Below are 21423 nucleotides of genomic sequence, written 5' to 3' on the forward strand. Positions count from 1 at the left end.
AAGATGCCCCGAGCCGCAGCCCGGGGCATCTCCTGACAGCTGAGCGCCTGATCAGGCGCGAGCGGCCTCCGACACGCGGCGAGCCGCGGCGAGAGCCTCGTCGAGGTCTGCCTTGAGGTCGTCGATGTTCTCGATGCCGACCGACAGTCGCACGAGGCCGGGCGTGACGCCGGCGGTGAGCTGCTGCTCGGGCGTGAGCTGCGCGTGCGTGGTCGACGCGGGGTGGATCACGAGCGAGCGCACGTCACCGATGTTGGCGAGGTGGCTGAACAGCGAGAGGCTGTTGACGAACTCGCGACCGGCCTCCACGCCGCCCTTCAGCTCGAACGACAGCACGGCTCCGACGCCCTTGGGGGCGTACTGGTTCGCCTTGGCGTACCAGGGGGAGGAGGGCAGGCCGGAGTAGTTGACCGAGGCGACGTCGTCGCGGCTGTCGAGCCACTCGGCGATCTCCTGGGCGTTCTGCACGTGGCGCTCGATGCGCAGCGACAGGGTCTCGATGCCCTGGATGAGGTTCCAGGCGCTCTGCGGTGCGATGGCCGATCCGAGGTCGCGGAGCAGCTGCACGCGCGCCTTGATGATGTAGGCGAGCGGGTCGCCGACCGCCGCGGTGTAGCTGGCGCCGTGGTACGAGGGGTCGGGCTCGGTGAGGCCGGGGAACCGCTCGACGTTCTTCGACCACTCGAACGTGCCGCCGTCGATGATCGCGCCGCCGATGGTGGTTCCGTGGCCGCCGAGGAACTTCGTGACCGAGTGCACGACGATGTCGGCGCCGTGCTCGAACGGACGGATCAGGTACGGGGTCGCGATCGTGTTGTCGACGATCAGCGGCACGCCGCCCTCGTGCGCCACGTCGGCGACGGTGCGGATGTCGAGGATGTTGATCTGCGGGTTGCCGATGGTCTCGGCGAAGAAGAGCTTCGTGTTCGGGCGGATCGCGCGGCGCCACTCTTCGGGGTCGTCCTGGTTCTCGACGAACGTGACCTCGATGCCGAGCTTCGCGAGCGTGTACTTGAACAGGTTGTACGTGCCGCCGTAGATCGAGCTCGACGACACGATGTGGTCGCCGGCCTGCGCGATGTTCAGGACCGCGAACGTCGACGCTGCCTGGCCGCTGGAGAGGACGAGGGCGCCGGTGCCCCCCTCCAGCGCGGCGAGGCGCTGCTCCAGGACGTCCTGGGTCGGGTTCTGGATGCGGGTGTAGATGTTGCCGAACTCGGCCAGGGCGAACAGGTTCGCCGCGTGGTCGGCGCTGTCGAACACGTACGACGTGGTCTGGTAGATCGGCGTGGCGCGGGCCTTGGTCACCGGGTCGGGAGCAGCGCCGGAGTGGATCTGCTTGGTCTCGAAACGCCAGGTCTCGGGTGCGGACATGTGTTCCCCCTGGAACTGTTGGAAGGTCGATTCGACTGATGTCGTTGCAAGAGACAGTACGGAATATCGGCAGCTGTCAACAGCGAGTGGGACATGTGACGTAATGAACACGGCCCGCGCGCGGCCAGAGCCGGTCGGGCGCTCAGTCCTGCGCCAGCAGTGCCGCCGCCCAGGTGCGCGCGATCGCGAACGGCTCGGCGAACGTCGCCATCCCCACCGTGACGATCGCGCCTTCGTAGAGCAGCATCATCGCCTGGGCCATCGCGCGGGGATCGCCCACGCCGGCCTCGGCGCAGAGTTCCTCGAACACGTCGAGCAGCCAGATCTTCTGCCGGGAGACCTCGGGGAACACGGGGTGGTCGTCGTTGCCCTCGCCGATCTCGGCGCGAGCGTTGATGGCGCTGCACCCCTTGGGGCTGTTCTCGTCCGACCATGAGATCGCGGCATCGAAGATCGCGAGCACGCGCTCGGGGCCGGGTTCCGGCACTCGGGCGAGCTCTGACGCGACGTGGTCGCGCCATCGGGCGTCACGGTGCTGCAGATAGGAGACGACCAGGGCCTCCTTCGACCCGAACCGGTCGTAGAGCGTCTTCTTCGTGACCCCGGCGGCCTCGGCGATCGTGTCGACGCCCACGGCATGGATGCCTCGCTCGTAGAAGAGCTTCGAAGCGGCGTCGAGGACACGCCGTCCTCCCGGGGTCAGGGGGACGAGTTCCGGAACCGGCTGCGTCATGGGAATGACTATACCCGTCTGTATAGTCGTTCCCATGAGTAAACAGATCGGTGTACTTCGTGCTGTGGGGACGGTCGCCGCCTCGGCTGCCTTCGTCGTGACCTGGAGTTCGGGGTTCATCATCCCGGCGTTCGCCACCGTCGATGTCTCCGCGCTGACGCTCCTCGTCTGGCGCTTCGTGCCGCTCGCCGTGGTCCTCCTCGCCGTCGTCCTGATCACCGGCGCGGGCAGGGGAGTGAGCGGTCGTGATCTGCGCGCTCAGGCGTCGATCGGACTCTTCGCGCAGTTCGGATACTGCGTCGCGGTGTACGGGTCCGTCGCCGCGGGCATCGCGACGGGAACGGTCGCTCTGATCGACGCCGTGCAGCCGCTCGTGGTCGCCGTGCTCGTCGGTCCGGTGCTCGGTCTGCGCGTGCGAGGTTCGCAGTGGGTGGGACTCGGGGTCGGGGCGGTCGGAGTCCTCCTGGTCGTCCGCTCGCAGTTCGGATCCTCGGCTGCCCCGCTGGTCGCCTATCTACTGCCTGCCGTCGCGATGGTGTGCCTCATCGTCGGAACGCTGCTGCAGCGGAAGTCGTCGGTGGAGACCGGGGTGCTCCTGACTCTCACGGTCCACGTCACGGTGACGGCGGTGCTGCTGCTGGTGATCGCGGCAGTGGCAGGCGCCTTGACCCCGCCGTCGTCGGCGTCGTTCTGGCTCGCGGTCGTCCTGACCGCCGTGTTCCCGACCCTGGCGGCGTACGGCCTCTACTGGTGGCTTCTGCGGCGGGTGGGCATCACCGCGCTTCAGGCGCTGCTGTTCCTGATCGCGCCTGCCACCTCGCTCGCCGGCGGCATGCTGCTCGGGGAGCCGCTCACCCTCGTCACCGTCATCGGATTCGTTCTGTGCGGAATCGGAGTCGCCGTCGTCCTGATCGGCGACCCCCGCCCCGACGACGATGACCGGAAACCGCGACCCGGCGGCGTGCACCAGCGTTCGCGGCCGGGACATCGTACGGTGGAGGCATGGTGAACAGGCGTGCAGTGGTGACCGGTGCGAGTTCCGGAATCGGGGAGGCGACGGTGCGTGCTCTGCGCGCCCGCGGCTGGGGAGTGGTCGGGGTCGCCAGGCGCGCATCCCGCCTGGCCGCGCTCTCGGAGGAGACCGGAGCGTCGACGATCGCCTGCGACCTGACGGATCCGGATGCCGTGGCGGCGCTGATCGGAGAGCTCGAGGCCTCCGGTCCCGTGCACGCGCTCGTGCAGGTCGCCGGTGGCGCACGCGGTACCGACCGCATCGAGAACGCGTCGACGGACGACTGGCAGTGGATGTACGACGCCAATGTCCTGTCCAGCCAGCGGCTGGTCGCGGGGATGCTGCCCCTCCTGCGCCGCGCGGCAGCGGCGGACGGACACGCGGACACGGTGTTCGTGACCTCGACCGCCGCGCAGGTGGCCTATGCGGGAGGCGGCGGATACAACGCGGCGAAGGCCGCGCAGTCGATGCTGGTGCACGCGCTGCGCCTCGAATTGAACGGCGAGCCCATCCGCGTCGCGGAGATCGCTCCGGGGATGGTGCACACCGAGGAGTTCACGCTCAACCGGCTCGGTGGCGACGCGGTGGCCGCTGAGGCGGTGTACTCGGGTGTCGAGGCGCCGCTGCGCGCCGAGGACGTGGCCGATGTCATCGCGTACGCGCTGGATGCGCCGGGCCATGTGAACCTCGACCTCATCACGATGCGCCCCGTCGCGCAGTCCGCGAACCACCTGCTCGCCCGCGGCCCGCTGCGGGTGCGCCCGATCGACTGATCGATGGCTGCGCGCACTCTCGCCGAACTCGCTGCCGACGACCTGATCGACCCCGAGTGGGCTGGCGCTCTGGCTCCGGCGCAGGACGCGATCACGGCGTTGGGTGAGCGCCTCCGCGAGGAGCAGGACTCGGGGCGCGGCTATCTTCCGGCGGGCGACCACGTGCTGCGCGCGTTCCGACGCCCGATGTCGGAGGTCAAGGTGCTGATCACCGGTCAGGACCCGTATCCGACTCCCGGTCATCCGATCGGGCTGTCATTCGCGGTCGACCGCGACGTCCGTCCGCTGCCTCGGAGCCTCGGCAACATCTACAAGGAGCGCGAAACCGATCTCGGCATCCCTCCCGCGCCTCACGGTGACCTCACGGCGTGGAGCGATCAGGGCGTGCTGCTGCTGAACAGGGTGCTGACCGTGCGCCCCGGTGAGGCGGGCTCGCACCGTCGGTGGGGGTGGGAGGCGGTCACAGAGCTGGCGATCCGGAGCCTCGTCGCGCGCGACAGGCCACTCGTTGCGATCCTGTGGGGCAAGGACGCCGAGAACCTGCAGCCGCTGCTGGGTGATACGCCGGTGATCGCCTCTGCGCATCCCTCGCCGCTGTCGGCCCGTCGTGGCTTCTTCGGTTCCAGGCCGTTCTCGCGTGCGAACGAGCTGCTCGAACGGCAGGGCGCGACCCCTGTCGACTGGCGCGTCGACGGGGAGCCGCGTCTAAGCTGATCGCATGCAGTTCGAGCCCGGTGATCGCCGCCGTGTGCTGCCGCGCCATCTGCGCCCGCAGCCCGAGCCCGACGTGTTCTCGTACTCGATCCGCGCCGCGCGCGCCGGAGACCTCCCGTACGTGCGCGAGATCTACAACCACTTCGTGAGCAACTCCGTCGTGACGCTCGACGAGAGGCGCAGCAGCATCCCGTACTGGCGGGAGAAGTTCGCCCTGCTGAGCAGGCTCGGACTGCCTTTCCTCGTCGCCGTCTCTCCGGCGGGCGTCGTGATCGGCTATGCGCTCGCCCAGCCGTGGGCAGGGAAGAACGCCTACCGCTACACGGTCGAGGATTCGATCTATCTGGGCCCGGGAGCCGGCGGCAAGGGACTCGGAGCCGCTCTGTTGCAGGCTCTCATCGACGCATGCGAGCAGCTCGGCATCCGAGAGATGGTCGCCGTGATCAGCGACACGAAGGCCGATGCGTCTATCCGGCTGCACGCCAAGCTCGGTTTCGTCGAGGCCGGGCGCATGGGCCGGGTCGGACACAAGTTCGGTCGCGACCTCGGCACCGTCTACATGCGCCGCGCGCTGCGCCCCACCCGGCGCCGCAGGTTCTTCAGCACGAGCTCGGGTCGGTGAGCGCAGCGGTCACTCCGGGGGAGCGGGGATGACCGGGATCGCGGCCAGCAGCGTCTTCGTGTAGTCGTGCGTCGGGTGCAGCAGGACCTCTTCGGTGGAACCCCGCTCGACGATGCTCCCGTCCTTCATCACGACGACCGTGTCGCACAGGTTCTGCACCACTCCGATGTCGTGCGAGACGAGGATCAGGGTGAGGTCCGAGGAGCGGCGCAGCTCGAGCAGCAGGTCGAGGATCTGAGCGCGCACCGTGACGTCGAGGGCGGACAGCGGCTCGTCCCCGACGAGGATGCGCGGCCCGTGCACGATAGCCCTCGCCAGGGCGATCCGCTGACGTTGCCCACCGGAGAACTCGTGCGGATAGCGGTCGGCCATGTCGGGCTCGAGGCCCACCTGCTGCAGCACCTCCCGGACACGCGCTCGGTGGTCGCCGTCGATGCCGAGGGCCCACAGCGGCTCGCGGATGATCTGGGCGGCCGTCATCCGCGGGTCGAGTGAGGCATAGGGATCCTGGAAAACGAGACCCGTCTGACGTCGAAGCCAGTGCAGCGAGCGCGCGGATGCCGTGGCATCCACGGCCCTGCCGTCGACCTCGACCGTGCCGGAGGTCGGACGATCCAGTCCGAGCAGCAGCCGGACGAGTGTGGACTTGCCCGATCCGGATTCCCCGATGATGCCGACCGACGAGCCTTCGGCGATGTCGAGGTCTGTGGGCGCCAGCGCGGTCTGCGTCCTGGTGCGCTCGAACGCCGAACGCTTGGGCACCACGAAGTCGCGACGGAGGGAGCGTGCCTCGATCAGGCTCATCGGATTCCCCCGTCCGGGCGCCAGAGCGTGGCGGTCGCGTCGCGGAGGAGACCCTGAGTCACCGGAGAGGCGGGGCTGCTCAGCAGCGTGCTCACCGGCGCCTGCTCGACCACATGACCGTCTTCGAGCACCACGCCTCGGGTCGCGACCTGTGCGAGCACGGCGAGGTCGTGCGTGATGAACACGAGCGACATGCCCTGCTCCTCGACGAGCGTCAGCAGCAGCGACAGGATCTCGGCCTGGATGGTGACGTCGAGCGCGGTCGTCGGCTCATCCGCGATGAGCAGTCGAGGGCGGCAGGCCAGAGCCATCGCGATCGCCACGCGCTGCCGCTGACCGCCCGAGAGCTGATGCGGGTACCGGTCGACGATCGATTCCGGGTCGGGGAGCCGCACACGGGCGGCTTCCTGGATGGCGCGCGCTCGCGCCTCGCGCCGGCCGATGCCCTCGTGGATGCGGACCGACTCGGCGATCTGCCGACCGACGGTACGGATGGGATTGAGCGCTGTGCGCGGCTCCTGGAACACGATCCCGATCTCGTCGCCCCGGAGCTCGGCGAGCTCTCGGTCGGGCATGCCGATCAGCTCCGTGCCGTTCCAGCGGATGCTGCCGCTCGCCGTCGCTCCGTCGGGGAGGAGTCCGAGCACCGCGAGGGCTGTGAGCGACTTGCCGGAGCCCGATTCGCCGATCAGGCCGACTCTGGCGCCGTCCGGCACCTCGAACGAGATGCCGTCGACGACGGGACGACCGTCGATGTGGACGACGAGGTCTTCGACGACGAGACTCATGCGACCACCGCCGGGGTATGTATCTCCGCCGCGCGGTGCCGGAGCGTCGGGTCTGTGGCCTCGCGCAGGCCGTCGCCGAGGAGGTTGAGCGCGAGCACCGTCAGCGTGATGGCGAGCCCCGGCCAGATGACCGAGAGCGGATGCACGCCGATGTAGCGCTGCAGGTCGGCGAGGAGCAGCCCCCAGCTCGGTTCGGTGACCGAGGCGCCGAAGCCGAGATACGAGAGTCCGGCCTCGGCCAGCACGGCGACCGCCATCGACCACGACAGCTGCACGATGAACACGGGTGCGACGTTCGGCAGCAGGTGGCGCACGAGGCTCTGCGAGGTCGTGAGTCCGGATGCCCGGGCGGCGAGCAGGAAGTCGCTCTGCTGCACCCGGCGCAGCTCGGGGCGGGTGACACGCGCGATGTTCACACCGAAGCCGATGCCGACGGACCAGATGACGACCCAGAGCGAACCGCCCCAGACGGAGGAGATCATCATGGCGATCAGCAGCACGGGGAACGCGATCAGGATGTCGACGAGCACGGCGACCGTCTCGCGCAGCCACCGGGCGGTGAGCGCGCCGAGGCCGGCGAGGGCGATGCCGACGAGAGTCGCGATGATCCCGGCTCCGACGCTGACGAACACCGTGGTCCGCGCGCCCGCCATGAGGAGGCTGAGGATGTCGCGTCCGGTGTCGTCGGTGCCGAGCAGGTGCGGCCAGCTGGGAACCGCCCAGCGGTTGCGGACGTCGGACTCCTGCGGGTCGAACGGCGTCCACAACAGCGCGACGAGCGCGGTGACCGCGATGACGGCGACCACGATCAGTCCGAAGCGCCCTGTGGAGGTGCGCCACAGCCTCGGGAGCCAACCGGGCATCATGCCTCCCTCTGGCGGGGATCGATCGCCCGATGGATCAGGTCGACGAGGAAGCCGACGACGAGGACGAAGCCGGTGAGCACCAGCAGCTCGCTCTGCACCTTGATCAGGTCACGCGTCCCGACATCGGCGACCAGCATCCGTCCGATGCCCGGCAGGGTGAAGAGCTGTTCGATGACGACGAGGCCGACGATGATCCCGGCGATCTGGAGCCCGAGGACCGTGATGATCGACAGGCCCACTGCGGGGATGCCGTGCGAGATGAGTGCTCGGGTGCGGGTGAGTCCTTTGGCCGCAGCGGTGCGGACGAAATCCTGACCCGCCGCCTGGAGTGTGGCGCTGCGCACGAAGCGCATGAGCATGGCGCCCTCGACGATGCCGATCGTGAGAGCGGGGAGCAGCAGTGACTCGATCGCCTGGAGAGGCGTGCTCCATCCCGTACGGGGGAATCCCTGCGGAGGGAGCCACCCGAGCCACACCGAGAAGACGACGATCAGCATCATCCCCGCCCAGACCACGGGCACGGCGGCGAGGGCCTGTGCGCCGACGCTGAGGGCGGTGCCCCCGCGACGGCCGCGCTGCACAGCGGCGAGGATTCCGAAGGGCACAGCGATGAGCACGGCGATCAGCAGTGACATGATGCCGAGCGGCACGGTCACCTGCGCCTTGAGCAGCAGCTCCTCCCCGACGGATGCGCCGGAGAGCAGGGAGGTGCCGAGATCGCCGCGGAAGATCCCCCCGATCCACTCCGCGTACTGCGTCGGCAGAGGACGGTTGAGGCCCAGGGATTCGCGGAGCGCCTCGACCTCGGCGGGGGAGGCCTGCGTGCCGGCGATGAGCTGAGCGACGTCGCCGGGGAACACACGGAGGGTCAGGAAGATCAACGCGCTCGACACGAGGAGCCCTGCCACGAGCAGGGCTCCTCGGACGAGCGCATATCGGATCACGAAGTGAGCGTCGTCACTTCTCGGTGGCGACGGTGACGCCTGCCAGGTCGATGCGCGAGTTGATCGAGTCCTGGGGGAATCCGGAGACGAGCGGGCTCACCGCTGTGATCGTCGCCCCGTTGTAGAGCCAGTCGGCCGCATGGTCCTCGGAGACTATACGTGCGGCCTTCGCCAGCAGCTCCGCCGACTTGTCGGGGTCGACCTCGGCGAGTGCGTCGGCGTAGAGGCCCTGCACCTCGGCGTTGTCGTAGCCGAAGTAGTAGTCGGGGTTCGCGAAGTTGCCGAAGTCACGCGGCTCGACGTGCAGCACGAAGCTGAGGTCGTAGTCGTGGTTCGTGTAGACGTCCTCCAGCCAGGTGGGGAACTCGACCGAGTCGACGTCGAGTGTCACGCCCACCTTCTGGAAATCGGAGATCAGGACCTTCGGAACGGTCGTGCCATAGAAGCTCGGGATCGTGAGGGTCAGCTCGAGATCCTCCTGGCCGGCCTCGGCGAGCAGCTCCTTCGCCTTCTCCGGATCGTACGAGACGACATCCGAGAGGTCCTCATAGCCCGGGTCGAGCTCGGGGATGGGGCCATACAGCGTCGACCCCGCACCGACGGCCTCGACGAGCCCCTCGTGGTCGATCGCGAGACGCAGCGCCTCACGGACCCGGACGTCGTCGAGGGGAGCCTTGGCGTTGTTGAACGCGAGGGTCGCCTTGTCGGTCGTGCGGCCCGTCGTGAGGGTGAAGTCGCCCTCGAGCTGCGATGCGAGGTTGGGATCCACGGCGGTGAGCACCTGGACGCCGCCGTCGAGCGCCGTGTTCACACCGGCGGTGAAGTCGGGGATGTACTGGAACTCGACCTCGGCCACTCCGGCAGGATCGCCCCAGTAGGCGTCGTTGCGGGCGAACGTGATCGTGCTGCCCTTGTTCCAGCGGGTCAGGGTGAAGGGGCCGGTGCCGTTCTCCGCGGTCTTGAGGTCGGTGGTGTCGCCCGCCTGGAACACGAGCCCCGCCGGCCCGGTGAGGGAGAAGAGGAAGTTCTGGTTCGGCTCGGTCAGCACGATCTGCACGGTCGTCGGGTCGGGCGCGGTGATCGAGGCCACCGAGGCGAACTCGGCGTTGCCCTGCAGCGTGGCGTCCGTGCGGACCGCTTCGTACGAGGCCACGACGTCGGCGGAGGTGAGAGCGGTGCCGCTGTGGAAGGTGATGCCGTCGTTCAGTGTGAACGTGTAGGTGAGTCCGTCGTCGGACACCTCATAGTCGGAAGCGAGCCGAGGGATGATCTCGTTCTCCTGCGTGCGGCTGATCAGACCCTCGTAGATGTTGTCGATGAGGATCTGCTCGAGAGCAGCACCGCTCGTATGACGGATGTCGAGGTTCGTGGGCTCGAGGACGAGCCCCACCTGCAGCGTGGCATCGGGATCCGGTTCGCCGGTGGGCGCCGTGGTCTCGGGGGCCGCAGTGCCCGTGCAGGCGCTCAGGATGACGGCGCTCGCCGCGATCGCGGAGAAGAGCGCGAGCCGTCGCGTACGTCGGAACATGGGTTGTTTCCTCTCGGTGCGGCAGTTGCTGTGTGCCGGTGGAACGAGCCTAGGGATGTGTCGGGCAGGTGGGGCGGGATGTGGAACGGAACGTCACAATCCGGTGGTCGCGACGCGGTCCGTGATCAGTGCGGCGAGTTGCACGGGAGCGGTCTCCTGCACGTTGTGCGTCGCCGGGATCGCGACCACGCTCGCGTCGGGAAGACGGCGGGCGAAATCTTCCGCGTCGGCAGCGCTGACGAAGCCGTCGATCGCGCGTACGAGCGTCACCGGGGCCGTCACCTGATCGAGGTCCTGCCACCCCGTGGCGTTGAGGACCGAGGGAGTGGAGACGTCGCCGGGGTCGTGCGCGGCGAGTGCCTGCGCGGCGAGGTGAGCGAAATGGTGCTTCCATTCCACGCGTCCGTCCGGGCGCACTCGCGTGTTGAGGAAGACGCCACGTTCCGTGTCGGGGCGCGCGCCGCCGAAGCCGAAGGCGATCGCACGATCGACCAGCTCGCCGCGGGTCGCGAAATCGGTGGGGCCTGCGTAGAACTCACGCAGAGCGGCCGGGCCGGCCGAGGTGTCGATGCCAGGGGTGATGTCCACGACGATCAGCGCGGCGACGAGGTCGGGGCGCGCCGCGGCCACCGCCGCCCCGGTGAGGCCGCCGAGGGACTGTCCGACGAGGATCTGCGGCCGGTCGGTCCAGGCGTCGAGTGCCGCGGCGACATCCACGGCGAGCGTTCGAGGGGTGTAATCGGCGTCGTCGCGCCAGGAGGAGTCGCCGTGCCCCGCGAGATCGATCGCCAGCACGGACTGCTGCACCGAGAGAGCGGTCGTATCCCAGGTGTGCGCGTTGAGGCCGGCCCCGTGCAGGAGCGTGATCTGCGGCGATCCGCTTCCGTAGCGGACACCGCTCACACGGCGACCGTCCGGGAGCGGCAATGTCAGCCGCTCGCTCGGAGGGACGGGAACGCCCAGCGCCTCGGCCTGTGCGGGAAGATAGCTGAACTCGGTGATGTCGATCGCCACCTCCATATTCTGCTCTGAGGAACGCATATGCGGGAAATGCGGGATCAGAATGCCAAGAGTTTGTACGCTGTGAGCGCGCATTACATCGCTCGCGGATGCATTCCGCCTGGCAATCTGCATTCTGGTCACACTCGGTGAGCCCGCCGAGATACCCGCACAACGGAATATCATTGAGGTATGAGCGAGACGCGAGTGCACCTCTCCAAGACCGAGCCCGCCGCCTATCAGGCGCTCGATGCGTTCTCTCGGACGGTGGGCGAGATCTGCGCGACGAACGGCATCGACGATCGCCTCAAGGAGATCGTGATGATCCACTGCTCGCAGCTGAACGGATGCGGCTACTGCACGCGAATCCATGTCGATCGCGCGGTAAAGGCGGGGATCGACACGGACACGCTCATGCAGATCGCCACCTGGCGCGAGAGCGGCGTCTTCAGTGAACGGGAGGAGGCGGCGCTCGAGCTGGCCGAGGCGTTCACCTTCATCTCGGAGGACGGGATCTCGGATGACCTGTACAACCGCGTCGGTGCCGTCTTCACCGAGAAGGAGTATGCCGCCCTGAGCTGGGCCTGCGTGTCGATCAACGCGTTCAACCGCGTCGTCATCGCCGGCCGTTACCCGGTTCCACCCCGGGCCCCGCAGGCGCAGGCATGACCGTCCTCGACTTCGACGGCGTCAACAACGTCAGGGACGTCGGGGGGATGCCCGCCGAGGGTGGACGGATCCGCTCCGGCATCCTGCTTCGCTCCGGTCAGCTGTCCGGGGCGACGGGCGCCGGCGCCGATGCGGTCCGCGAGCGGATCGCCCACATCGTCGATCTGCGGGATGGCGAGGAGGTCGCCGCCGAGCCGACCGAGATCGACGGGCCCGACACGACACACCTTCCTCTGTTCCTCGGGTCGGTGCGTTCGTTCTTCGAGACGGACACCAGCCTGGAGGATCTCTACCTGCACCTTCTCGAGGAGAGCGGTGAGAGGCTCGTCGCTGCCATCCGCATCATCGCGGCGGGGGAGCCGACGCTCGTGCACTGCACGGTGGGCAAGGACCGCACCGGGGTGACGGTGGCCCTCGCTCTCGCAGCCGTCGGTGCCGACCGCGACGCGATCATCGAGGACTACGCACTCACGGAGTCGCAGCTTCCTCCCGAGAGGTCGCAGCGGATCGCCGCCTACCTTCGCTCTCAGCATCCCGAAGCGGTGCACGCGGTGGCGCTGGCCACGCAGTCGCCTGCGCCGGTCATGCGGGCGCTGCTCGACGGCGTCGACGCGCGCTGGGGGTCAGCGGCAGGCTACCTCCGAGCGAACGGGATGTCCGATGCCGAACTGGACGCGCTGCACGCCGCTCTCGTGGAATCGGTCGCCGACCAAGGTTAGGCAACCCTTCGCGTGGTGTACCATGGAAGCATCATGGAGACCTTTCTCGAGACCCGCAGCACGCGCGCAGAGCGCCGCGCCGCGCGTCGTCGCGCACACCACCTGGTGACGGCTGACGAGCACTCGCTCGCCGAACTCGAGGTCTTCCTCGCGACTCTGCCGCTGTGTGCATCCGGTCGGATCTTCATCGAGGTCGCAGAGGCCTCGGACATCGGCGTGATCGACGCGCCCGGCCGCATGACCGTGACGTGGCTGGCTCGGGCAGAACGCTCCGGCGCCCCCGGAACGGGCCGTGCGTGCGCACCGGGACAGGCGCTCGCTCGCGCGACGTGCGCCTGGGCCGACGAGATGCTCTGCGACGACGAACTCGAGACCCACGTCACGCTGCTGGGCGGATACCTCGGTACCGCCGACATCGTCGAGCACCTCACAGGATCACTCGACCTCCAGCCCGCGCAGATCTACGCGCCGGAGCGCTTCGGGCTGCTTCCCTCCGAGCGCTGAGGAGCGGTCGCCCGGCGAACGTAATTGCCGTCTTCCAGACCCGCCTCGATCTCGAAGCGGTTGTGGAGTGGATTCCGCCCGGCGAACAGGTACAGCACCGGCAGCAGGATGCCGTAACGGAGCCACTGGGCCTTGTGCACTGCCTCATGGCGAAGCACGGCATCGGTCGGACGAGCATCGCCGGTGAGGAAGCACCCGCCCACGCACACCCCGCCACGGTTGAAGGTCCAGTTCGGCATACCGCGGAAGACCCACAGGTCCGCCCGGCGCTCGACGGGACCGGTGCTCCACAGCGATCCCCACACCCAGCCGACCGCGGTTCCCCACCAGTACCCGATACGACTGATCGGCGATCGCAGCAGGAACGACGGGATGCGGCGGTCGAATCGGCGACCCCGCTCGAGGGCACGTTCCGCCGCTGGGCGCCAGCCTTCGGTCATGCCACCGCTCCGACCAGGCGCAGCAACGCCCCGAGATCCTCGACCGCGTCGGCCGGTGAACGCGGGGCGAATCCTGCGATCGTCGCGCCCGCCAGCGGAACGCGCGTGCGGAGAGCGCGAATCGCCGCGCTCAGGGTGGCGGGAGCGAGTCCGAACGGCGACGCGGAGGAGACGCCGGCTATCTCTGCCGGATCCAGCACATCGACGTCGATGTGCACCCAGACCCGGCTCGCGCCGGTGGCCACGACGGCGGCGGCCAGAGCATCGGCATCGTCGAGGTCTGCCACCGAGAGCGGGGTGAGGCCGTCGAGCGCAGCGACCTCGGCGTCGTCGAGATCGCGCATCCCGACGGTGATCACGCGGTCGCGCGGGATGCCGGGGGAGAGCGCGAGCTGCGGCTCTCCCTCGCCGAGCACCGCCCGGAGAGCCATGCCGGAGAACGCACCGGACGGCGACGTCTCGGGTGTGTTCATGTCGGCGTGCGCGTCGCACCAGACCACCGCGAGATCGTCGGTGCCGCCGGGAAGGGCGGCGAGGGCCGCGACGGTGACGCTGCAGTCTCCTCCCACGACGACCGTGTCGGTCGTCATCGCCGCGTCGACGAGCTCGCGAGTGCGCAACAGGGCGCTGAGGCGGCGGACGCCCGTGCCGAGCGACTCTCCGGCCTCGACGGGCACATCGAGCACGGTGGTCGACGCGCGCGGAAGATCACCGGCGATCGCGGATGCGCCGTCGACGAGGAGCATCGCGCGCGGTGCAGGGGAGCCCTGCCACTGCGGGACGACGAGGAATCGCACCATGGGTGCCTCCAGCTATGAAAGAGCGGATGCCCCGGACGCGCTGGTCCGGGGCATCCGCGAGGTGTGTCAGGAACCTTCGATGGCCTGACGGGGGGCGGAGCCGCCCGCCTTCAGCTCGGCGAGACGTGCCTCGACCTCGGTGAGCTCGCCGAGGTCCTCGAGGCTCTCGAACTGCGCGTCGAGGCTGGAGGCTGCGAGCTCGATCTTGCCCTGAGCGAGAGCCTCCTGGCGACGGACCTTGTCTTCGAAACGGCCCAGCTCGCTGGTCGGGTCGAGCACGTTGATCGACGAGACCGCGTCCTGCACCTTGGTCTGCGCCTCAGCGACCTTGGCGCGGGCGAGGAGCTCGCTGCGCTTGTTCTTCAGCTCGCCCAGCTTGTCCTTCATGCCGTTGAGGCCGGACTTCAGCTTGTCGACGATCTCGGTCTGAGCGGCGATCTGCGGCTCGGCGCCGGTGGCCTCGCGCTCGGCGCTGATCTGACGCTGGAGGGCGATCTTGGCGAGGTTGTCGAACTTGTCCGCATCTGCGGCATCGCCGGTCGAGCGCATCTCGTCGGCTTTGCGGCTCGCGGCCAGTGCCTTGTTGCCCCACTCCGTGGCCGCCTGGACGTCCTCTTCGTGGTCGCGCTCGAGGAGGCGAAGGTTGCCGATGGTCTCGGCGATCGCCGATTCGGCGTCGGCGATGCTGTTCGTGTAGTCACGGACGAGCTGGTCGATCATCTTCTGCGGGTCTTCCGCAGAGTCCAGGAGCGAGTTGATGTTCGCGCGGACGAGGGTCGAGATACGTCCGAAGATGGACTGCTTGGTCATGCGTGGTTCCTTTCAGAGGGTCGGACTCGATGTCTGGGGTCGTGGTGTGTGCGGTTCAGAAGCGTCGCCCTCCCGAACGGCCGCTGCGGCCGCTGGAGCGGCTGCCGCCGCCTCCGCCAAAGCCGGAGCTGCGGAACCCGCCGCCTCCGCTGGATCGCCAGCTGCTGCTCCGGGAGGACCCGCCGCCTCCGCCGCCGCCGGACAGGAGGCCGCCGATGATGCCGCCGAGGATGTCGCCGCCGAGGCCGGAACCTCCCGAACCGCCACCACCGCCGAAGATGCTTCCGCCACCGCCGCCCCAGCCGTTCTGATAGCTGCTCGGGCTCATCGCCGCGACATCGGCCTGCGCTGAAGAGGTCGCCTGGCGGGCGAGGTCGAGGGCACGGCCCGCTTCCGTGAGCGCCGCCTCGGGGTCGGTGGCACGCAGGTTCAGTGCCTGCGTGAGGGTGGCCTCCGCCTGCGAGAGGCGGGTGCGCGCGGTGGATCCGACGGAGCCGCGCCGCGTCTCGATGTACTCGCGCGCGGCGCGGATCTCGGACCCCGCCTGCGTCAGCGTCTGCTCGAGCATCTGCTGCGCTCGTCGGGCTCGCTCGACGGCCTGGGCTCCCTGCGCGATCGCCGCGTCGATCTGGGCGTTCGCCGCGGTGAGCGCCTCGAGCACCCGCTGAGGGCTGCGTGAGTTGCCGGCGAGAGCGGCCTGCGCCTGCTGCAGCTGCTGCGAGGTGGCCGCGGCCGCCGCAGACAGAACGCCGCCCGTGTCGGGCAGCTGCTGCGCGGTGGCGATGTCGGCCTGCAGCTCGGCGACCAGAGCCTGGGCCTGCGCCTCGATGCTGGCGAGTTCGGCGCCCAGCGCCGTGATCGCGTTCACCAGCTGGGCCGCCTGTGCGACGGACTGCTCGGCGGTGCGGATCGCGAACGCCGCTTCTCCTGAGCGCCCTGCACCGATCGCCTGGGCGGCAGCCTCGATGGAGCGGTCGGCGAGCGCGGCGCGCTCGTGGGCCTGTGCCGGGTTGTCGGCGACGGTCACGAGGGATGCCTGATCGAACGTGCTCGAGAGCGCCGCGAGAGCAGGCTCAGCGCTCGCGAGCAGTGTGCCGAGTGCTGCCCGCTCACCGCGGACCCGCTCGAGCTCCTGCGGAGCGTTCTGCTCGAGCTTGCGGAGCGCGTCGAACGCCTCGGTGTTGTCGTCGAGGACCTCGTCGATCTCGTCGCACAGCTGGATGATGCGGATGTGCCACGCGCGGCGGTCGTGGACGGTGTCCTCGATCTCGTCGTCGAGCTTCTGCTTGAGGTCGAAGGCCTCGGACATCTTCGCCTTGGCGGTCTCGACGGCTCCGCTGAAGGTCGAAGTCGCCGCCTCGCCGAACTGGGCCACGGCGAAGCCGAGCTCCTCTCTGCTCGACGTGATGGCGTCATCCGCCTGCACGAGCGCAGCGCCCGCCTGGGTCTGCACCTGCTCGTCGGTCAGCGTGGAGAACGGATCGTTCGGATCCGGCCTCTCGGGCATCGCGCCGCGCCGTCGGACCTCGGCGTTGCGGCGAGAACGGCGGATGAGCGCGACGATCAGCCAGAGGATCAGACCGAGAGCGATGATCCCGACGACTATGAGCGTGGCGCGGATCGCCCCGGCTCCGCCGTCGCCCTGGATCTCATCGGCCGCGAGCGTGATCGCGCCGTCCCAATCGTTCTGCGCGGCCAGGCTCTGGATCTTGTCCTCGACATCGTCGAGCTTGCTGTCGCTGAGCGGACCGTCGGGTGCTGCGGAGATGTAGTAGCTCCGGCCCTCGACCGCGATGGCGAGCAGGTACTGCTCGGAGCCGAGGTTGTTGTTCTCGGCGACGGTGTCGGCCCACTCGACGTTGTCGGCGGGGGAGGTGAAGTCGTCGACGAGCACCACGAAGAGATCCGCGGAGGAGTTGTCACTGAGAGTCTGGAGTCGCGCCTCGAGCGCATCCTCTTCGCTGGGAGACAGGACCCCGGCGTCATCGGTCACGTACCCGGAATCGAGTGTGAGCGGATCGGTCGCGGACGCGGCGGATGCGGAGAAGGCTCCGGCCGCTGCAGCCGCAGTGAGTGCGGCCAGCGCGAGCCACCGTGTCTTCATCGTGTTCCCTCCGACCGGCAGCCGAGCCCCATGGCACGAGTCTATGCACACAGGCCGACACGCGACAGCATCCGAGCGGCGATAGCCGTTCGCCCTCAGCGGAGACACATACGCTGGAGGGCATGGACGACAGGTACGGATCGGATGTGCTCGCGGCTGGTTGGCGGGAGCGCGCGGCGAAGCCGGTGCCTCAGGTGCCCGCCGAGGTCGATCTCGTCGTCGAGGTCGCGGACGACGGCTACTGCGGTGCGGTCACACGCGTGCAGGGAGGGAACGTCGAGCTCGAGGATCGGCTCGGGCGCAAGCGACTCTTCCCTCTCGGCGGCGGATTCCTGATCGACGGAGCGCCGGTGCGGCTCACCGTCCCCGCCCCGAAGGAGCAGGGCGCCAGGCGCACCGCCTCGGGATCCTTCGTGGTCGCCGACCAGCGTGCACGGATCGCCCTGCCCAGCCGCATCCTCGTCGAGGGAAAGCACGACGCCGAGCTGGTGGAGAAGGTCTGGGGAGCCGACCTGCGCGTCGAGGGCGTCGTCGTCGAGTTCCTGCAGGGAGTCGACCTGCTCGACGATCTGCTCGCCGCGGAGCCGCCGACCGCGTCCCGTCGGTACGGAGTGCTCGTCGATCATCTGGTTCCCGGCTCGAAGGAGTCACGCGTCGCCGACGCGGTCGCCCGCGGCCCGCACGGCCGGCACGTGCGCATCGTCGGTCACCCCTTCGTCGACGTCTGGCAGTGTGTGACGCCGCGTGCGCTGGGGATCGCGAAATGGCCGGAGATCCCGCGGGGCACCGACTGGAAGACCGGGATCTGCAAGGCGTTCGGCTGGCCGTACGAGACACAGGGCGACACGGGTCGTGCGTGGCAACACATCCTGTCGAAGGTGCACACGTATCGGGATCTCGAACCCGCGCTGTTGGGCCGGGTGGAAGAGCTCATCGACTTCGTGACGGCTCCGGCCGACTGATCTCCGGTCCGTGACGCCGGGCGCCGCCGACTACCCTGGAAGCATGCCCGAACCCCGCACCTTCCGTGACGAACCGGTGTCCTTCGTGCGCCGCAGTGGGCGGATGTCCGACGCGCAGGAACGAGCCTTCGACGAGCTCGGTCCGCACTATCTGCTCGACGTGCCGCGCGACGTCGCCTGGACCTCGGTGCATCCCGAGGCGCGACTCGACCCGAGCGTAGAGTACGGCCGAGATGCCGATCTGTACGTCGAGATCGGATCCGGCCAGGGACACGCGATCGTGGCTGCCGCATCATCCCGACCGGACGACGACTTCCTCGCCGTCGAGGTCTTCCGCGCGGGACTTGCCCGCACGATGCTGGACGCGGATCGCGAGGGTGCCCGCAATGTGCGCGTCGTCGAGGCGAACGCGCCGGAGGTGCTCTCGTCGTACCTGCCTGAGGCCGCGGCCGCCGAGGTCTGGATCTTCTTCCCCGATCCCTGGCATAAGAAGAAGCACACCAAGCGTCGGCTCGTGCGATCGGGATTCGGCGAGACGGCCGCACGGGCGCTGCGTGACGGCGGACTGCTGCGACTCGCGACGGACTGGGAGGACTACGCGCTGCAGATGCGCGAGGTGCTCGATGCCGATCCGCTGTACGAGCGCGCCTTCGACGGCGAATGGGCCGAGCGGTTCGACGGACGGGTGATGACCGCCTTCGAGCGCAAGGGGATCGCCAAGGGGCGCGACATCCGCGACCTCGTGTATCGGCGGAAGTCGCGCGCGTGACCGACGTGCAGCGCAGGTCTGCGACCTGGCCCGCTGTGATCCCCGCACTTCTAGTCTGCGCGGCGGCACCGGCGTTCTTCGTCCTCGAGACCGCCTGGCTCGGCTGGGCGCTGCTCGCGCTCGGTGTCGGGGGAGCGTGGCTCGTTGAACGCGGACGCCCCGTCGTCGCCGACCAGACCGTGAGCGTCGGATCCCGACGCGAGACGGCCCGCGTCATCGGGGTGGCCCGTCAGCCCTCGCTCACCCGCGACCTCGCCCTGATCGCCCTGGGCATGCTCATCGTGAGCGTGATCCCGCTCGCCGCCGAGCTCGACAACCTCGCCATGCTGCGCTTCACACTCGCCCTCGGTGGCGCGGTCGCGGTGCCGTACGTGGTGTCGCGCTTCGTCTTCCGCGACCGCGCGATCAGTTTTCCCTGGCGTGCGCATCGTCGCTGGGGCCGCCTGCAGTGGGGATGGCTGGTCGCGGTGCTGGTGCTGGGCTGGCTGATCCTGCCGTTCTACTTCATCACCAGCGGTGTGTATCAGAACTGGCCGGTCGTCGATTCGCCCGACCTCATCGCCCGGCTCTTCGTCGGCGTCGGCGCGGTCGGCATCTGGGACGAGCTCTTCTTCATCTGCACGGTCTTCGCCCTGTTGCGTCGCCACTTTCCGGACGCCCTTGCCAACGTGCTGCAGATGATCGTGTTCGTCTCGTTCCTCTGGGAGCTCGGCTACCGCGAGTGGGGACCGCTGCTCACGATCCCGTTCGCGCTGCTGCAGGGGTTCATCTTCATGCGCACGCACTCGCTCGCCTACGTGGTGACGGTGCATCTGCTCTTCGACGCGGTCGTGTTCGCCGTGCTCGTGCACGCGCACAATCCCGGACTCCTGCCGATCTTCCTGCTCTAGAGTTCCGCGGGTCGATACGATCGACTCATGCTCATCGTCGGACTCGTCCTCGCCGCGGCCGCAGCCGCATTCCATGTCTTCATCTTCGCGCTCGAGTCGCTGAAGTGGACCGAGCCCGAGACGAGGAAGATCTTCGGTGTCGCCACCGAGGCTGACGCCATCACGATGAAGGCGCTCGCCTTCAACCAGGGGTTCTACAACCTCTTCCTGGCGCTGACCGCGCTGCTCGGCGTCGGCTTCGTGATCATCGGATTCACGACCGTCGGCCTGACCCTGGTCTTCGCGGGTACCGGCATGATGCTGGCAGCAGCGCTGGTGCTCGTGCTCTCCGACCCGTCGAAGCTGCGCGCGGCGGCGATGCAGGGCACACTGCCGCTGCTCGCCGTGATCGCGACGGCCATCGGGGTCGCTGTCGGCTGACCGCTCGGGTCGCTGCTCAGCAGACTGCTCTGGTGAGCGCTCAGCTGAGCGCTCTCGAGGGGTGACAACCCGGCGGAGTCGGGCCACACTCGAGGCATGGCTGACTGGGTGCTGCACGTGGACATGGATCAGTTCATCGCTGCGGTCGAGGTGCTGCGCAGGCCCGAGCTCGCCGGTCTCCCCGTGATCGTCGGGGGGCGCGGCGATCCGACCGAGCGCGCGGTCGTGTCCACGGCGTCGTATGAAGCACGGGCGTTCGGCATCGGGTCGGGCATGCCGCTCAAGATCGCGGCGCGGAAGGCGCCGGAGGATGCCGTGTTCCTCCCCGTCGACCATGAGGCGTACGAATCGGCGTCGGCTGATGTGATGTCAGCGCTGCGTGCCGTACCCGGAGTGGTGCTCGAGGTCATCGGCTGGGACGAGTGCTTCCTCGGGGTCGAGACCGACGACCCTGAGAGCGTGGCACGCTCGGCTCAGGCCGCCGTGCTCGAGGCGACAGGACTCCACTGCTCGGTCGGCGTCGGCGTCGGCGACAACAAGGTGCGCGCGAAGATCGCGACGGAGTTCGGCAAGCCGCGAGGGGTGTTCCGCCTCACCCGCGAGAACTGGTTCGAGGTGATGGGGGACAGGCCGACCCGTGATCTCTGGGGAGTCGGGCCGAAGGTGCAGAAGAGGCTCGCGGCCCACGGCATCCTGACGGTGCGAGAGCTCGCGGATGCTGACGAGGATCAGCTCGTCTCCGAGTTCGGCCCGCGGATGGGCGTCTGGTATCACGGACTCGGATCAGGGCACGGTCCGTCCGTGGTCGATCCGACTCCGTGGGTGGCGCGGAGCCACAGCCGTGAGACGACCTATCAGCAGAACCTCACCACGCCGGCTGAGGTTGAGGCCGCCCTGACGGAACTGGCGGGGCAGGCGTTCGACGACTGCGCCGCCGAGGGACGACCGGTCGTGCGGGTGCATCTCAAGGTGCGGTACGCGCCGTTCGAGACGAAGACCTTCGGGCGCAAGCTCGCGGCACCGACCACAGAGCGTGACGACGTGATCGCCGCGGCTCTCGCCCTCGGATCCACGCTCGATCCGCAGCGAGAGGTGAGACTGCTCGGCGTGCGCGCGGAGATGACGATGCCTGACGGCGGCGACTCGACCGAGCGCACGCCGGTGCGCGGCAGGATCTGA

General features: G+C 68.8%; 24 protein-coding genes. 12 read left to right on the forward strand and 12 right to left on the reverse strand.

Annotated features, from left to right (window positions below; translation table 11 throughout):
* Positions 1 to 51: 51 nt before the first annotated feature.
* Both RQG77_RS02215 and RQG77_RS02220 read right to left on the reverse strand, forming a co-directional pair.
* Positions 52 to 1374: a bifunctional o-acetylhomoserine/o-acetylserine sulfhydrylase gene (locus tag RQG77_RS02215; protein ID WP_056308393.1), complete on the reverse strand. Its 1323-nt coding sequence runs from the start codon at positions 1372 to 1374 to the stop codon at positions 52 to 54.
* Positions 1375 to 1516: 142 nt separating this feature from the next.
* Positions 1517 to 2107, reverse strand: coding sequence for a TetR/AcrR family transcriptional regulator (locus tag RQG77_RS02220; protein ID WP_311243242.1), 591 nt, complete (start codon positions 2105 to 2107; stop codon positions 1517 to 1519).
* A 34-nt stretch (positions 2108 to 2141) separates the two neighbouring features.
* On the opposite strand from RQG77_RS02220, the gene RQG77_RS02225 reads away from it, so the two are divergent.
* From RQG77_RS02225 to RQG77_RS02240, 4 genes are read left to right on the forward strand one after another with little or no spacing between them, the layout of a single operon-like run.
* Positions 2142 to 3116: a DMT family transporter gene (locus RQG77_RS02225; RefSeq protein WP_311243243.1), complete on the forward strand. Its 975-nt coding sequence runs from the start codon at positions 2142 to 2144 to the stop codon at positions 3114 to 3116.
* Positions 3110 to 3892, forward strand: a complete 783-nt coding sequence (locus RQG77_RS02230) for an SDR family oxidoreductase (RefSeq protein WP_311243244.1) — start codon at positions 3110 to 3112, stop codon at positions 3890 to 3892. The genes RQG77_RS02225 and RQG77_RS02230 overlap by 7 nt, the downstream gene beginning before the upstream one ends.
* Before the next feature lie 3 nt (positions 3893 to 3895).
* On the forward strand, positions 3896 to 4606 hold the full coding sequence (locus RQG77_RS02235) for a uracil-DNA glycosylase (protein ID WP_311243245.1): 711 nt from the start codon (positions 3896 to 3898) through the stop codon (positions 4604 to 4606).
* Between the two features lie 4 nt (positions 4607 to 4610).
* On the forward strand, positions 4611 to 5228 hold the full coding sequence (locus tag RQG77_RS02240; RefSeq protein ID WP_311243246.1) for an N-acetyltransferase family protein: 618 nt from the start codon (positions 4611 to 4613) through the stop codon (positions 5226 to 5228).
* A 9-nt stretch (positions 5229 to 5237) separates the two neighbouring features.
* Here the strand turns inward: RQG77_RS02240 and RQG77_RS02245 are convergent, their stop codons facing one another.
* From RQG77_RS02245 to RQG77_RS02270, 6 genes are all read right to left on the reverse strand, one after another.
* Positions 5238 to 6032, reverse strand: coding sequence for an ABC transporter ATP-binding protein (locus RQG77_RS02245; RefSeq protein ID WP_311243247.1), 795 nt, complete (start codon positions 6030 to 6032; stop codon positions 5238 to 5240).
* A complete protein-coding gene (locus RQG77_RS02250) occupies positions 6029 to 6820 on the reverse strand; it encodes an ABC transporter ATP-binding protein (RefSeq protein WP_311243248.1) in 792 nt (263 codons plus the stop codon). Before RQG77_RS02250 ends, RQG77_RS02245 begins: the two co-directional genes overlap by 4 nt.
* Positions 6817 to 7686 carry an ABC transporter permease gene (locus RQG77_RS02255; RefSeq protein ID WP_311243249.1) on the reverse strand — a complete coding sequence of 290 codons (870 nt, stop codon included), beginning with the start codon at positions 7684 to 7686 and terminating at the stop codon, positions 6817 to 6819. Before RQG77_RS02255 ends, RQG77_RS02250 begins: the two co-directional genes overlap by 4 nt.
* Positions 7683 to 8630 carry an ABC transporter permease gene (locus RQG77_RS02260; protein ID WP_311243250.1) on the reverse strand — a complete coding sequence of 316 codons (948 nt, stop codon included), beginning with the start codon at positions 8628 to 8630 and terminating at the stop codon, positions 7683 to 7685. The genes RQG77_RS02255 and RQG77_RS02260 overlap by 4 nt, the downstream gene beginning before the upstream one ends.
* A 13-nt stretch (positions 8631 to 8643) precedes the next feature.
* Positions 8644 to 10158 carry an ABC transporter substrate-binding protein gene (locus RQG77_RS02265; protein WP_311243251.1) on the reverse strand — a complete coding sequence of 505 codons (1515 nt, stop codon included), beginning with the start codon at positions 10156 to 10158 and terminating at the stop codon, positions 8644 to 8646.
* Between the two features lie 93 nt (positions 10159 to 10251).
* Complete coding sequence (locus RQG77_RS02270) at positions 10252 to 11178, reverse strand: alpha/beta hydrolase (protein ID WP_311243252.1); 927 nt, start codon at positions 11176 to 11178, stop codon at positions 10252 to 10254.
* Between the two features lie 171 nt (positions 11179 to 11349).
* On the opposite strand from RQG77_RS02270, the gene RQG77_RS02275 reads away from it, so the two are divergent.
* From RQG77_RS02275 to RQG77_RS02285, 3 genes are read left to right on the forward strand one after another with little or no spacing between them, the layout of a single operon-like run.
* A complete protein-coding gene (locus RQG77_RS02275; RefSeq protein WP_120493161.1) occupies positions 11350 to 11826 on the forward strand; it encodes a carboxymuconolactone decarboxylase family protein in 477 nt (158 codons plus the stop codon).
* The gene (locus RQG77_RS02280; protein WP_311243253.1) at positions 11823 to 12545 is read left to right on the forward strand and encodes a tyrosine-protein phosphatase; all 723 of its coding nucleotides are present in this window, start codon (positions 11823 to 11825) and stop codon (positions 12543 to 12545) included. Before RQG77_RS02275 ends, RQG77_RS02280 begins: the two co-directional genes overlap by 4 nt.
* 33 nt (positions 12546 to 12578) lie before the next feature.
* Positions 12579 to 13049, forward strand: coding sequence for an SIP domain-containing protein (locus RQG77_RS02285; RefSeq protein ID WP_311243254.1), 471 nt, complete (start codon positions 12579 to 12581; stop codon positions 13047 to 13049).
* On the opposite strand, the gene RQG77_RS02290 is transcribed toward RQG77_RS02285, so the two are convergent.
* The 4 genes from RQG77_RS02290 to RQG77_RS02305 all read right to left on the reverse strand — a co-directional run bounded on the left by RQG77_RS02290 (position 13007) and on the right by RQG77_RS02305 (position 17203).
* Positions 13007 to 13489: a Fe-S oxidoreductase gene (locus RQG77_RS02290; protein WP_311243255.1), complete on the reverse strand. Its 483-nt coding sequence runs from the start codon at positions 13487 to 13489 to the stop codon at positions 13007 to 13009. The genes RQG77_RS02285 and RQG77_RS02290 overlap by 43 nt on opposite strands.
* Complete coding sequence (locus RQG77_RS02295; RefSeq protein ID WP_311243256.1) at positions 13486 to 14289, reverse strand: arginase family protein; 804 nt, start codon at positions 14287 to 14289, stop codon at positions 13486 to 13488. Before RQG77_RS02295 ends, RQG77_RS02290 begins: the two co-directional genes overlap by 4 nt.
* A gap of 66 nt (positions 14290 to 14355) precedes the next feature.
* On the reverse strand, positions 14356 to 15099 hold the full coding sequence (locus RQG77_RS02300) for a PspA/IM30 family protein (protein ID WP_053095704.1): 744 nt from the start codon (positions 15097 to 15099) through the stop codon (positions 14356 to 14358).
* Between the two features lie 55 nt (positions 15100 to 15154).
* Positions 15155 to 17203 (reverse strand): TPM domain-containing protein, encoded by a 2049-nt coding sequence (locus tag RQG77_RS02305; RefSeq protein ID WP_311243257.1) that lies wholly within the window; start codon positions 17201 to 17203, stop codon positions 15155 to 15157.
* A 122-nt stretch (positions 17204 to 17325) separates the two neighbouring features.
* Between RQG77_RS02305 and RQG77_RS02310 the strand changes: the two genes are divergently transcribed.
* The 5 genes from RQG77_RS02310 (at position 17326) to RQG77_RS02330 (ending at position 21423) form a co-directional block, all read left to right on the forward strand.
* Positions 17326 to 18165, forward strand: a complete 840-nt coding sequence (locus RQG77_RS02310) for a DUF3097 domain-containing protein (protein WP_311243258.1) — start codon at positions 17326 to 17328, stop codon at positions 18163 to 18165.
* 43 nt (positions 18166 to 18208) lie between these two features.
* Complete coding sequence (trmB, locus tag RQG77_RS02315) at positions 18209 to 18934, forward strand: tRNA (guanosine(46)-N7)-methyltransferase TrmB (RefSeq protein WP_311243259.1); 726 nt, start codon at positions 18209 to 18211, stop codon at positions 18932 to 18934.
* A complete protein-coding gene (locus RQG77_RS02320) occupies positions 18931 to 19824 on the forward strand; it encodes a CPBP family intramembrane glutamic endopeptidase (protein ID WP_056308358.1) in 894 nt (297 codons plus the stop codon). The genes trmB and RQG77_RS02320 overlap by 4 nt, the downstream gene beginning before the upstream one ends.
* A gap of 27 nt (positions 19825 to 19851) precedes the next feature.
* Positions 19852 to 20244, forward strand: a complete 393-nt coding sequence (locus RQG77_RS02325; protein WP_120493153.1) for a DUF1304 domain-containing protein — start codon at positions 19852 to 19854, stop codon at positions 20242 to 20244.
* Between the two features lie 96 nt (positions 20245 to 20340).
* Positions 20341 to 21423, forward strand: a complete 1083-nt coding sequence (locus RQG77_RS02330) for a DNA polymerase IV (protein WP_311243260.1) — start codon at positions 20341 to 20343, stop codon at positions 21421 to 21423.

The organism is Microbacterium sp. WCS2018Hpa-23 (genome assembly GCF_031843845.1).
Taxonomy (GTDB): Bacteria; Actinomycetota; Actinomycetes; order Actinomycetales; family Microbacteriaceae; genus Microbacterium.

Bases quoted from the DNA above. Each gene is read 5' to 3' on its own strand.
- RQG77_RS02275 (WP_120493161.1), top strand. From the start codon at position 11,350: ATGAGCGAGACGCGAGTGCACCTCTCCAAGACCGAGCCCGCCGCCTAT.
- RQG77_RS02245 (WP_311243247.1), bottom strand. From the start codon at position 6,032: ATGAGCCTGATCGAGGCACGCTCCCTCCGTCGCGACTTCGTGGTGCCC.
- RQG77_RS02265 (WP_311243251.1), bottom strand. From the start codon at position 10,158: ATGTTCCGACGTACGCGACGGCTCGCGCTCTTCTCCGCGATCGCGGCG.
- RQG77_RS02330 (WP_311243260.1), top strand. From the start codon at position 20,341: ATGGCTGACTGGGTGCTGCACGTGGACATGGATCAGTTCATCGCTGCG.
- RQG77_RS02230 (WP_311243244.1), top strand. From the start codon at position 3,110: ATGGTGAACAGGCGTGCAGTGGTGACCGGTGCGAGTTCCGGAATCGGG.
- RQG77_RS02250 (WP_311243248.1), bottom strand. From the start codon at position 6,820: ATGAGTCTCGTCGTCGAAGACCTCGTCGTCCACATCGACGGTCGTCCC.
- RQG77_RS02220 (WP_311243242.1), bottom strand. From the start codon at position 2,107: ATGACGCAGCCGGTTCCGGAACTCGTCCCCCTGACCCCGGGAGGACGG.
- RQG77_RS02280 (WP_311243253.1), top strand. From the start codon at position 11,823: ATGACCGTCCTCGACTTCGACGGCGTCAACAACGTCAGGGACGTCGGG.
- RQG77_RS02300 (WP_053095704.1), bottom strand. From the start codon at position 15,099: ATGACCAAGCAGTCCATCTTCGGACGTATCTCGACCCTCGTCCGCGCG.
- RQG77_RS02225 (WP_311243243.1), top strand. From the start codon at position 2,142: ATGAGTAAACAGATCGGTGTACTTCGTGCTGTGGGGACGGTCGCCGCC.
- RQG77_RS02235 (WP_311243245.1), top strand. From the start codon at position 3,896: ATGGCTGCGCGCACTCTCGCCGAACTCGCTGCCGACGACCTGATCGAC.
- RQG77_RS02295 (WP_311243256.1), bottom strand. From the start codon at position 14,289: ATGGTGCGATTCCTCGTCGTCCCGCAGTGGCAGGGCTCCCCTGCACCG.
- RQG77_RS02215 (WP_056308393.1), bottom strand. From the start codon at position 1,374: ATGTCCGCACCCGAGACCTGGCGTTTCGAGACCAAGCAGATCCACTCC.
- trmB (WP_311243259.1), top strand. From the start codon at position 18,209: ATGCCCGAACCCCGCACCTTCCGTGACGAACCGGTGTCCTTCGTGCGC.
- RQG77_RS02325 (WP_120493153.1), top strand. From the start codon at position 19,852: ATGCTCATCGTCGGACTCGTCCTCGCCGCGGCCGCAGCCGCATTCCAT.
- RQG77_RS02240 (WP_311243246.1), top strand. From the start codon at position 4,611: ATGCAGTTCGAGCCCGGTGATCGCCGCCGTGTGCTGCCGCGCCATCTG.
- RQG77_RS02270 (WP_311243252.1), bottom strand. From the start codon at position 11,178: ATGGAGGTGGCGATCGACATCACCGAGTTCAGCTATCTTCCCGCACAG.
- RQG77_RS02310 (WP_311243258.1), top strand. From the start codon at position 17,326: ATGGACGACAGGTACGGATCGGATGTGCTCGCGGCTGGTTGGCGGGAG.
- RQG77_RS02285 (WP_311243254.1), top strand. From the start codon at position 12,579: ATGGAGACCTTTCTCGAGACCCGCAGCACGCGCGCAGAGCGCCGCGCC.
- RQG77_RS02305 (WP_311243257.1), bottom strand. From the start codon at position 17,203: ATGAAGACACGGTGGCTCGCGCTGGCCGCACTCACTGCGGCTGCAGCG.
- RQG77_RS02290 (WP_311243255.1), bottom strand. From the start codon at position 13,489: ATGACCGAAGGCTGGCGCCCAGCGGCGGAACGTGCCCTCGAGCGGGGT.
- RQG77_RS02255 (WP_311243249.1), bottom strand. From the start codon at position 7,686: ATGATGCCCGGTTGGCTCCCGAGGCTGTGGCGCACCTCCACAGGGCGC.